General features: G+C 70.1%; 10 protein-coding genes. 7 read left to right on the top strand and 3 right to left on the bottom strand.

The genetic code is table 11. From position 1 onward, the window contains the following. The first annotated feature begins 54 nt into the window (after nucleotides 1–54). From nuoI to ABD191_RS01930, 7 genes are read left to right on the top strand one after another with little or no spacing between them, the layout of a single operon-like run. Nucleotides 55–606: an NADH-quinone oxidoreductase subunit NuoI gene (nuoI, locus tag ABD191_RS01960; protein ID WP_344076025.1), complete on the top strand. Its 552-nt coding sequence runs from the start codon at nucleotides 55–57 to the stop codon at nucleotides 604–606. Further along, nucleotides 603–1,367: an NADH-quinone oxidoreductase subunit J gene (locus ABD191_RS01955; RefSeq protein ID WP_344076023.1), complete on the top strand. Its 765-nt coding sequence runs from the start codon at nucleotides 603–605 to the stop codon at nucleotides 1,365–1,367. Before nuoI ends, ABD191_RS01955 begins: the two co-directional genes overlap by 4 nt. Further along, nucleotides 1,364–1,663 carry an NADH-quinone oxidoreductase subunit NuoK gene (nuoK, locus tag ABD191_RS01950; RefSeq protein WP_344076022.1) on the top strand — a complete coding sequence of 100 codons (300 nt, stop codon included), beginning with the start codon at nucleotides 1,364–1,366 and terminating at the stop codon, nucleotides 1,661–1,663. The genes ABD191_RS01955 and nuoK overlap by 4 nt, the downstream gene beginning before the upstream one ends. Nucleotides 1,664–1,673: 10 nt before the next feature. Beyond that, entirely contained in the window at nucleotides 1,674–3,632 is a 1,959-nt protein-coding gene (gene nuoL / locus ABD191_RS01945) for an NADH-quinone oxidoreductase subunit L (RefSeq protein WP_344076020.1), read from the top strand. Beyond that, nucleotides 3,632–5,179 carry an NADH-quinone oxidoreductase subunit M gene (locus tag ABD191_RS01940; RefSeq protein ID WP_344076018.1) on the top strand — a complete coding sequence of 516 codons (1,548 nt, stop codon included), beginning with the start codon at nucleotides 3,632–3,634 and terminating at the stop codon, nucleotides 5,177–5,179. Before nuoL ends, ABD191_RS01940 begins: the two co-directional genes overlap by 1 nt. Further along, nucleotides 5,176–6,756 (top strand): NADH-quinone oxidoreductase subunit NuoN, encoded by a 1,581-nt coding sequence (gene nuoN / locus ABD191_RS01935; RefSeq protein ID WP_425560628.1) that lies wholly within the window; start codon nucleotides 5,176–5,178, stop codon nucleotides 6,754–6,756. The genes ABD191_RS01940 and nuoN overlap by 4 nt, the downstream gene beginning before the upstream one ends. A gap of 55 nt (nucleotides 6,757–6,811) precedes the next feature. Beyond that, nucleotides 6,812–7,810, top strand: a complete 999-nt coding sequence (locus ABD191_RS01930; protein ID WP_344076146.1) for a polyprenyl synthetase family protein — start codon at nucleotides 6,812–6,814, stop codon at nucleotides 7,808–7,810. A 213-nt stretch (nucleotides 7,811–8,023) separates the two neighbouring features. Here the strand turns inward: ABD191_RS01930 and ABD191_RS01925 are convergent, their stop codons facing one another. The 3 genes from ABD191_RS01925 to ABD191_RS01915 form a co-directional block, all read right to left on the bottom strand. Next, on the bottom strand, nucleotides 8,024–8,746 hold the full coding sequence (locus tag ABD191_RS01925) for an anti-sigma factor family protein (protein WP_344076016.1): 723 nt from the start codon (nucleotides 8,744–8,746) through the stop codon (nucleotides 8,024–8,026). Beyond that, on the bottom strand, nucleotides 8,743–9,234 hold the full coding sequence (locus ABD191_RS01920) for a sigma-70 family RNA polymerase sigma factor (RefSeq protein WP_344076143.1): 492 nt from the start codon (nucleotides 9,232–9,234) through the stop codon (nucleotides 8,743–8,745). Before ABD191_RS01920 ends, ABD191_RS01925 begins: the two co-directional genes overlap by 4 nt. 73 nt (nucleotides 9,235–9,307) lie before the next feature. Further along, a complete protein-coding gene (locus ABD191_RS01915) occupies nucleotides 9,308–10,111 on the bottom strand; it encodes an IclR family transcriptional regulator (protein WP_344076141.1) in 804 nt (267 codons plus the stop codon). Nucleotides 10,112–10,165 lie beyond the last annotated feature (54 nt).

Raw genomic sequence — 10,165 nt, 5'->3', positions numbered from 1 at the left:
CATCATCAGCTCCGTTGTTGCTCATGGCGACGCCGGGCGAAGCGAGGTGGCGTCATGAGTGTGGGAGGCACGCTCAAGGGCTTCGGGGTCACGTTCTCGCACATGTTCCGCAAGGTCGTGACCACGGAGTACCCGGAGAAGCCCGACCGGCTCGCCCCGCGCTACCACGGCCGGCACATCCTCAACCGTCACCCCGACGGCCTGGAGAAGTGCATCGGCTGCGAACTGTGCGCGTGGGCCTGCCCCGCCGACGCCATCTACGTCGAGGGCGGCGACAACACCGAGGACGAGCGCTTCTCGCCGGGCGAGCGGTACGCGAAGACGTACCAGATCAACTACGCGCGCTGCATCTTCTGCGGCCTGTGTATCGAGGCCTGCCCGACCCGTTCGCTCACGATGAGCAACGAGTACGAGCTGGCGCGCGACAACCGGCAGGACCTGATCTTCACGAAGGAGCAGCTGCTCGCGCCGCTGCTGCCCGGCATGGAGCGCCCGCCGCACGCCATGTACCTCGGCGACTCGGAGAAGGACTACTACCTCGGCGCCCTGGCCAACCCGGGCACGAGCGTGGGCGCCGAGCAGGCCAACCAGGCAGGTGAGCTATGAGCCAGACGCTGCTCTACGCGGCCGGCGAGGTGAGCACCGGCGAGGCGGTCACCTTCTACATCTTCGCGCCGCTGGCCCTCATCGGGGCCATCGGTACGGTCGCCGCACGCAACGCCGTGCACTCGGCGCTGTTCCTGGTCGTCACCATGCTCTCGCTGGGCATCTTCTACGTGCTGCAGGCCGGGCCGTTCATCGGCATGGCGCAGATCATCGTGTACACCGGCGCGATCATGATGCTGTTCCTGTTCGTCCTCATGCTGGTCGGCCGCGACGCGTCCGACTCGGTGATCGAGACATTGCGGGGCCAGCGGACGGCGGCGATCCTGGTCGGCCTCGGCTTCGCCGGCCTGCTCTGCACCGCGCTGGGCCGCGCGCTGACCGACGTCCAGCCGGTGGGCCTCGACGCGTTCAAGGGCCGCAACGTGCCGGGCATCGCCGAGGTCCTGTTCACCAAGTACGTGTTCGCGTTCGAGGTCACCAGCGCCCTGCTGATCACAGCGGCGGTCGGTGCCATGATCCTCGCGCACGTGCAACGCGACAAGGGCGACAAGCCCAACCAGGTCCGCAGGTCCCGGGCGCGCTTCGAGCCCGGCAACTACCCGGCGCCCAAGCCCGGACCCGGCGTCTACGCCACCTCCGACTCCGTGGCCACGCCCGCGCTGCTGCCGGACGGCAGCCAGTCGCAGCGCAGCATCTCGGACATCCTGCCGACCCGCGAGCTGACCTCGGCGGAGACCGCACCGAAGGGAACGGAACGATGACACCGTCGTGGTACATCGTGCTGGCCGCGGCGCTGTTCACGATCGGCGCCGTCGGCGTGCTGATCCGCCGCAACGCCATCGTGTTGTTCATGTGTGTCGAGCTGATGCTCAACGCGGCGAACCTGACGCTGGTGACGTTCAGCCGCATCCACGGCAACCTGGACGGCCAGATCATGGCGTTCTTCGTCATGGTCGTCGCGGCCGCGGAGGTCGTGGTCGGGCTCGCCATCATCATGTCGATCTTCCGTACTCGGCGCTCGGCGAGCGTCGACGACGCGAACCTGCTGAAGTACTGAGGACGCCTCGATGAACTCTTCGATCCTTGCTGAGGGGGGCTCGTTCGTGCCCGCGACCGGGTTCCTCACCAGCATCTGGCTGCTGATCGCCATCCCGCTCGCGAGTGCCGCGATCCTGTTGCTGCTCGGCCGCCGCGCCAACGCCTGGGGCCACCTGCTCGGCTGCGCCAGCGTCGGCGCCTCGTTCGTGCTGGGCCTGATCTACTTCATCCAGCTGGGCGGGCTGCCCGACGACGCACGCTCGGCCGAGGTGTCGCTGTTCGAGTTCATCCCGGTCGGCTCGCTGAATGTCGACTTCGGCCTGCTGTTCGACCCGCTGTCGGGCGTGTTCGTCCTGCTGATCACCGGCGTGGGCTTCCTGATCCACGTGTACGCGGTCGGCTACATGGCGCACAACCCGCCCGACTACGAGTTCGAGAACCCGGGCAACACGCGGCGGCGCTTCTTCGGGTACTTCAACCTGTTCGTCGCGTCGATGCTGCTGCTCGTCCTCGGCAACAACTACGTGATGCTCTACGTCGGCTGGGAGGCCGTGGGCCTCGCGTCGTACCTGCTGATCTCCTTCTACTACCTGCGCCCCTCGGCGACCACGGCGGGCAAGAAGGCGTTCATCATGAACCGGGTCGGCGACGCGGGCTTCGTGATCGCGATCTTCCTGATGTTCGCCACGCTCGGCACGGTCAACTACGGCGAGGTCTTCGCCGGCATCGGCCAGGTGGCCAGCGGTACCACCCTCGCGATCGCGCTGCTGCTCCTGCTCGGCGCCACCGGCAAGTCCGGCCAGTTCCCGCTGCAGGCGTGGTTGCCGGACGCCATGGAGGGCCCCACCCCGGTGTCCGCCCTCATCCACGCGGCGACGATGGTCACCGCCGGCGTCTACCTGATCGCCCGGTCCAACCCGATCTTCAACGCGAACCACACCGCGCAGCTCATCGTGGTCTGCGTCGGCGCGTTCACCCTGCTTCTCGGCTGCATCATCGGCTGCGCGAAGGACGACATCAAGCGCGTCCTGGCCTGGTCGACGGTCTCGCAGATCGGCTACATGTTCCTGGGCGTCGGCCTCGGCGGCGGGGCGTACGCCCTGGCGATCATCCACCTGCTGGCGCACGGCTTCTTCAAGGCCGGCCTGTTCCTCGGCGCCGGCTCGGTCATGCACGGCATGAACGACCAGGTGGACATCCGGCGCTTCGGCGGCCTGTGGAAGTACATGAAGATCACCTGGGTCACCTTCGGCCTGGCGTGGCTCGCGATCATCGGCCTGCCGCCGCTGTCCGGGTACTTCACCAAGGACCCGATCATCGAGTCGGCGTTCAACCGGCCCGGGTGGACCGGCTGGCTCTTCGGCGGCGCGGCCCTGATCGGCGCGGGCATCACCGCGTTCTACATGACCCGGCTGTTCGTGCTCACCTTCCACGGCCCGAAGCGGTGGACCGACGACATCAAGCACCCGCACGAGTCGCCGCCGGTGATGACGATCCCGCTCATCCTGCTCGCGTTCGGTTCCGTCGCCGCCGGTTATCTCATGTCGACGAGCGTCGTCGACTGGCTCCGCCCGGTCTTCGGCGCGACCCACGAGGTGCACCACCGGCTTGAGCCCTGGCTGGTCAGCTCGCTGGTCGTCGGCATCACCCTCCTCGGCGCGGGGCTCGCGTACGCGCTGTTCCGCAACGGCACGGCACTGGAGCCGCAGCCGGCCGGCGCGCTCGTCACGGCCGCCCGCAAGAACCTCTACGGCGACGCCGTCAACGAGGCCCTGTTCGAGATGCCGGGCAAGTACCTCACCCGGTTCCTGGTCTTCCTGGACAACAGGGGCATCGACGGGCTGGTCAACGGCCTGGCCGCGGCCGTCGGCGGTGGCTCCAGCCGCCTGCGGCGGCTGCAGACCGGCTTCGTCCGCTCGTACGCACTGTCCGTGCTCGGTGGCGCGCTTCTGGTCGCCGTCGCCTTCCTGGTCGTGAGGCTCGGCTGATGTCTGACTTCAAGTTCCTGTCCGTACTCACCGTGGCCCCGCTCGTCGGTGCCCTGGTGGTGGCGCTCCTGCCGCGGACCCGGCCGACCCTGGCCAAGCAGGTGGCGTTCGTCTGGTCGCTCGCCATCCTGGCGCTGACGATCGTCATGTGGTTCGCGTTCGAGCCGAACGGCGACCGGTTCCAGTTCCGCGAGTCGTACCCGTGGATCGAGCCCTGGGACGTGCGCTTCACGTTCGAGGTCGACGGCATCGCGCTGGTCATGCTCGGGCTGGTCGCCATCCTGGTGCCGCTCGTCATCCTGGCCTCGTGGAACGACGCCGAGAAGGCGCAGGCGGCCGGCGGCAAGCGGTCCGTGCCGGCGTTCTTCGCCCTGCTGCTGGCCCTCGAGTCCATGATGATCGGCGTCTTCGCCGCCGGCGACGTGTTCCTCTTCTACGTGTTCTTCGAGGTCATGCTCGTGCCGATGTACTTCCTCATCGGCTCCTACGGCGGCCCGCGCCGGCAGTACGCAGCCGTGAAGTTCTTCCTGTACTCCCTCGTCGGCGGCCTGTTCATGCTCGCCGCGGTCATCGGCCTGTGGGTCGCGGGCGGGCACACGTTCGACTGGCAGACCCTCATGTCGGCCGAGTTCACGACCTGGACCGAGCGGTGGCTGTTCCTCGGCTTCTTCATCGCGTTCGCGGTCAAGGCGCCGTTCTTCCCCTTCCACACCTGGCTGCCCGACGCCGGTGGCGCCGCGCCGGCCGGCGTGGCCGCGCTGCTCGTCGGCGTGCTCGACAAGGTCGGCACCTACGGCATCCTGCGGTACTGCCTGCCGCTGTTCCCGAACGCGTCCAAGTACTTCGCGCCGCTGGCGCTCACCCTGGCACTGGTCGGCATCATCTACGCCGCCCTGCTGGCGGTGGGCCAGAACGACCTCAAGCGCCTGGTGTCCTACACGTCGATCGCCCACTTCGGCTTCATCGGCGTGGGCATCTTCGCCTTCACCACCCAGGCGGCCTCGGGCTCCGTGCTCTACATGGTCAACCACGGCCTCGCGACCGGCCTGCTGTTCCTCGTGGTCGGCATGCTGGTCACGCGACGCGGCTCGGCGCTCGTGAGCGACTTCGGCGGGGCGGGCAAGCTCGTCCCCGTACTCGCCGGGGTCTTCTTCATCGCGGGCCTCGCGTCGCTCGCGATGCCCGGCACCGCGCCGTTCGTCAGCGAGTTCCTCGTCCTGATCGGCACGTTCGCGGTGAACAAGCCGGTCGCGGTCATTGCTACCGCGGGCATCATCCTGGCGGCCGGGTACGTGCTGTGGATGGTCCAGCGGACCACCCAGGGCACACCCAACCCGGCGCTCGAACAGGTGCCGGCGATGCGCCGCGACATCACGGCGCGTGAGGTGGCGGTCGTCGCCCCGCTGATCGCGCTGCTGATCTTCTTCGGCTTCTACCCGAAGCCGCTGCTCAATGTGATCAACCCGGCCGTCGCCGCGACCATGCAGGACATCGGCAAGCAGGATCCCGAGCCGACCGTGGCGCCCAACCAGGAGGCCTCGAAGTGAGCGTCACCAACCTGCTCGCCGGAGCGGCTCCGCTCGCCGCCGACGCGATCACGCTACCGAAGATCGATTACGCGGCCATCCTGCCGCTGCTCATCCTCATCGGCGGGGCGTCCCTCTCCATCCTGGCCGAGGCGCTCGTGCCGCGCGCCGCCCGGTACGTCGTCCAGCTCGGGCTCAGCGTGGCCGTGCTCGTCGCCGCGCTGGTCTCGCTGGTGATGCTCGCCAAGTCGGGCAAGAGCGTGCTCACGGTCGGCGACGCCATCGCGATCGACAACGCGAGCCTGTTCCTCCAGGGCCTCATCGTCGTGCTCGGCATCGTGTCGCTGCTGCTCATCGCCGAGCGGGCGCTTGAGCGGGGTGGCGCGTTCGTCGCGCAGGCGGCCATCACGGCCGGCAGCGAGGCCGACCGCCGCCAGGCCGTACGCGAGCCCGGCGCGACCGAGGTCTACCCGCTCACGCTGTTCGCGCTCGGCGGCATGATGCTGTTCGTCTCCGCGAACGACCTGCTGACGATGTTCATCGCGCTGGAGGTCTTCTCCCTGCCGCTCTACCTGCTGTGCGCGCTGGCCCGCCGCCGGCGCCTGGTCAGCCAGGAGGCGGCGCTCAAGTACTTCCTGCTCGGCGCGTTCGCGTCGGCGTTCTTCCTGTTCGGCCTGGCCCTGATCTACGGGTACGCGGGCGGGGTCAACCTGTCGACGATCCACGCCGCGTTCCAGACGGGCGGCCAGCCCGCGGTCCTGTTCTTCGCCGGGCTGGCGCTGCTCTCGGTCGGCCTGCTGTTCAAGGTGGCGGCCGTGCCGTTCCACGTCTGGACGCCGGACGTCTACCAGGGCGCGCCGACCCCGATCACCGCACTCATGGCGAGCTGCACCAAGGTGGCCGCCTTCGGCGGGCTGCTTCGTCTGCTGTATGTCGCGTTCGACGGCGCCCAGTGGGACCTGCAGCCGATCGTCGGCACGATCGCCGTGCTCACCATGATCGTCGGTGGCGTGCTCGCCGTGACGCAGACCGACATCAAGCGCCTGCTGGCGTACTCGTCGGTGGCCAACGCCGGGTACCTGCTCGTCGGCGCGCTGGCGTTCAACAAGGACGGCCTGGCCTGGTCGCTGTTCTACCTCGCGGCGTACGGCTTCACCGTGGTCGCGGCGTTCGCCGTCGTGAGCCTCGTTCGCGACGCGGACGGCGAGGCGACCCACCTGAGCCGCTGGGCCGGCCTCGGCCGCCGCTCGCCGCTCTACGCCTCGGTCTTCACCTTCCTGCTGCTCGCTTTCGCCGGCATCCCGCTGACCAGCGGTTTTACCGCCAAGTTCGGCGTGTTCGCCGCGGCGATCCAGGGCGGGCAGACCTGGCTGGTGATCGCCGGCGTGGTCAGCAGCATGATCCTCGCCTTCCCGTACCTGCGGGTCGTCGTGATGATGTGGCTCTCCGAGCCGGGTGAGAGCAGTCCCACAGTCTCGATCCCGGGCGCGCTGACCTCAGCCGCGCTGATGGTCGGGGTGCTGGCGACCCTGGTGCTCGGCGTGTACCCCACGCCGGTCCTGGACCTCGCCAGCAAGGCCGCAGAGTTCATCCGCTGACCTGTATGGCATGGTGGATAGCGTGGTGACCAGCGGAGGCCGGCCGATCCCCCGGATGCTTCTCGGGATCGACTTCGAGGACGCTGAGCTTGAGCGCGTCGTCGAGACGCTGCTCGTCGGCGTCGAGGACGGGCTGCGGCATGCCGTGGAGTCCGTCGATCCGCTGCTGGACGACGTGGCGCACCACCTCGTCGCCGCGGGCGGCAAGCGCATCCGACCGTTGCTGGTCGGCCTGGCCGCCCAGTTCGGCACCCGGCCCGTGTGCGATGAGGTGACGCGGGCCGGCGTCGTTGTGGAGCTGACCCACCTGGCGACCCTCTACCACGACGACGTCATGGACGAGGCGCCCGTACGCCGCGGCGCGCCCTCGGCCAACCTGCGGTGGAGCAACAGCATCGCGATCCTCGCGGGCGATCACCTTTTCGCCCGCGCCGCCGACCTCGCGGTCGACCTGGGCCTCGATGCCGTACGCCTGCAGGCGCGTACGTTCTCCCGCCTGGTGTACGGCCAGATCGCGGAGACGTCCGGCCCCCGCGACCGGGACCCGATCGAGCACCACCTCGACGTCATCGCCGAGAAGACCGGCTCGCTGATCGGCACGTCCGCCAAGTTCGGCGCGATGTTCTCCAACGCCACCCCGGAGGCGGTCGACGCCCTCGCCGAGTACGGCGAGGTCATCGGCATCGCGTTCCAGCTCTCCGACGACCTGCTCGACATCGCCTCCGAGTCGGCCCAGTCGGGCAAGACGCCCGGCACCGACCTGCGCGAGGGCGTCGCGACCCTACCCGTGCTGTACGCGCTGGCCGACGACGCCACCGACGACGCGGGCGTCGCGCGGCTCCGCGAGCTGCTCAGCAAAGGCCCGCTCACGGACGACGCCGAGCTGGCGGAGGCGTTGGAGCTTCTGCGCGAGTCGACCGCGATGAAGCGCGCCCGCGAGACCGTACGCGGCTACGCCGAGCGCGCCCGCGCCCTGCTGGACCCGCTCCCCGACATCCCCGCCCGCCGCGCCCTGGCGGCCCTCGCGGACCTCATCGCGGACCGCACAAGCTAACCCGCACCCCACCCCGCCTCCCCGAGCACCGCGCGGCGCAGGTCGCGCGCCTCTGACGCGTTCCGCGCACGGTCCCCGCGCCTCGCCCGTGCAAGGTGCGCACTTCGCACGCTACGGGCGGCCCGGATGCCGCCAAAGTGCGCACCTTGGCGGGGAGGGCGGCGTAGGACAGGTCGGACAGCAACGGGGAGGGGCAGCGCGGGCGTGGGGGTGTTACGTGGGGGTCCAGGTCATGAGGGTGCGGCCGGAGGCCGAGCGGAGTTCCACTCGGGCGATCTCGGCGGGAGGGAAGTGAGTTCGCGTGCTCATCCGCATCTCGTCGCCGGCGCGGGCGGACCAGGTGGCGATCTTCTCCGGCTCGCCGCTGATCGGCCACACGAACAGGTCCAGGGTCCAGACGCGGTCGAGGTACTCGCCCCGCTTGATGTAGCCGCACATCATCTCGACGTGGGTGCCGTCCGGGGTCGGGCGGATGCCCAGCTCCGCGATCACGGGGATGGAGCTGGACACCGGGGTCATGGGCCGCATGGTGACGAGCGGGGTGGGCAGGACGGACGGCGCGACCGTGGGAGCGCCCACCACCGGGCCGCGCGGCCGGCCGTCGAAGGCGTACACGCCGACGCCGACGGCGAGCGCGAACACGGCCGCCGCGGCGGTCGCGGCCACCGCCCACCAGTGACGCGCGCGTCGCTCGCGCCGCCGCGTGGCCGCCGCGGCCGCCAGTACCTTCGGCAGTACCGACGGCGGCATGACCGTCTCGGAGACGGCCGCGTCGGGCGACAGGCGGCTGAGCAGGCCGGGCAGCACAGCCAGCTGCGCGACGGCCTCCCGGCAGGTGGGGCAGCCGGACAGGTGTGCCTCGAATGCCGCCCGGTCCGCGGCGGAGAGGGCACCGAGCACGTACGCCCCGTCGTCGTGCGCATGTGGGCAGCTCATCTCGTCACCCCCATTTCCTCCAGGATCAACCGCAGCGCGCGGGTCGCGTAGTGGGTGCGTGACTTGACCGTGCCGTCAGGTACGCCCAGTGCCGTCGCGGCCTCCGACACGGACCGGCCCCGATAGAAGCACTCGATGATGACCTCGCGGTGCGCGGGGGACAGGCGCCCTAGTGCCTCTGCCATGGTCCACGCCTCGACGGCCCGGTCGGCCTCGTCGAAGTGCGGCACGTCGGGCACGGCGTCCGTGATGACCTCCCCGACCCGGGCGGTGCGGCGGCGCCAGGCGTCGATGGCCAGCCGGCGCGCGGTCGTGAACAGCCACGCCCTGGGCGAGCCGCGCGTCGGGTCGAGGGCGTCGGGGTGCTGCCAGGCGCGCAGCAGCGTCTCCTGCACCAGGTCCTCGGCCCGCTGCCGGTCGCCCGAGCACAGCCGCACGGCGTATCCGAACAGCGCGTCACCGTGTTCGGCGTGCAGGGCCCGTAGCAGCTGAGCGTCGTCGGCCACCGCACCTCCTCCCGCGCTCGTCTGCGTGGAGAAACGCACGCTGGCGCGGCAAGGTTCAGACCGCGACGACGCCGGAGGGATCTTCGCCGGCGAGGGAGAGGCTGATGGCCCGCGCGGTCGTCTGCAGCCGGCGGCGTACGGCGTGCGCCGTGGCGACGAGCTGCTCGGCGGGCATCGCGCAGCCCACCACGAGCCGGCGCTCCGGGTCGCGGTCGGCGCGCAGCACGACGGCCGCGCAGCCCACGCCGGCCCGGTACTGTCCCAGCTCGATGTGCATGCCGCGCCGGTCGCCGGTGGCCAGGTCCGCGTCGAGCGCCTCGGGCTGCGTAATGGTCTGCGGCGTGTATTCGCGCATGCCCCAGTCCTTGAGGTAGCGCAGCCGCTGTTCCGGGGTCAGCGTCGAGAGCAGCGCCTTGCCGATCGCCGTGGCGTGGGCGCCCTCGTCCCAGCCGGGCACGAGTTCCTCCAGGTACGGCGACTGCGGTCCCTCGGCGACGTTGGCGAGTACGATCTGTCCACCGAGGAAGCGGCCGATGTAGTGGCTGAACCCGGTCTCGGCGGCGGACCGGCGCAGCAGGTCATCGGCGGACGCGGGGACGCGCAGGGCCGCGGTCAGCTCGCGGAAGCGGTCGGCCACCTGCAGACCCACGATGTACGTGCCGTCCTCGCGGCGGATCACGTAGCCCTCGTAAGCCAGGGTGCGCACGAGGTGGTACGTCGTCGCGGTGGTGAGTTCGCAGCGGCGCGCGATCTGCTTGACCGTGAGTCCGCGGGGCGACTGGCCCACCGCCTCCAGCACCCGCAGCGCCCGGGAGACGCTGCGGATCAGGTCTGACGGTTCCCCGTGGGGGTGTCGCACCACTGCTGCTCCTCCATACCGGACAGGTCGTCCCGGTCGATAAGGTCTGACCCT

Origin of the sequence: Luedemannella helvata, from assembly GCF_039528415.1 — a bacterium.
GTDB lineage: Bacteria > Actinomycetota > Actinomycetes > Mycobacteriales > Micromonosporaceae > Luedemannella > Luedemannella helvata.
Note: the sequence above shows the minus strand (reverse complement) of the source record. Positions and strands in the feature narration are given on the sequence as shown.